Consider the following 421-nt stretch of genomic DNA (forward strand, 5'->3'; position numbering starts at 1 on the left):
GACCAGATCATCCAGCACATGACTCATTCAGACTCTCCTCACACAGGGCAACCCCGCGCAATCTCGGCTGCGGCGGCGATTTTAACTGGGGCCAGGGAACTCGTCGGCCCGACTCTTGTACACCTCGCCGCACCCCCGAGGGCCTACCATCACTCGGCTGCCGGCTTTTGTTTGAAAAAAACTAAACCAATACGATTACCAAGAAGTAAAAGGTCCTCTAATGATGGACCGTGTACTATGGGAACGTTCTGGTCACTGGGACAAGTACGCAGATGCAATGTTCACAACAAGTTCTGAGAACCGTGAATACGCAATTAAGCCAATGAACTGCCCAGGTCACGTACAGATCTTTAACCAAGGTCTGAAATCTTACCGTGATCTACCATTACGTATGGCTGAGTTTGGTTCATGTCATCGTAAC

At 50.1% G+C, this 421-nt stretch carries 1 pseudogene; it reads left to right on the plus strand.

Going from position 1 to position 421, the window contains the following annotated elements:
* Positions 1-220: 220 nt before the first annotated feature.
* A pseudogene (locus DNK59_RS31425) lies at positions 221-421 on the plus strand (aminoacyl--tRNA ligase-related protein); the annotation flags it as partial.

Source organism: Pseudomonas sp. TKO26 (assembly GCF_003225665.1).
Taxonomy (GTDB): Bacteria; Pseudomonadota; Gammaproteobacteria; order Pseudomonadales; family Pseudomonadaceae; genus Aquipseudomonas; species Aquipseudomonas saponiphila.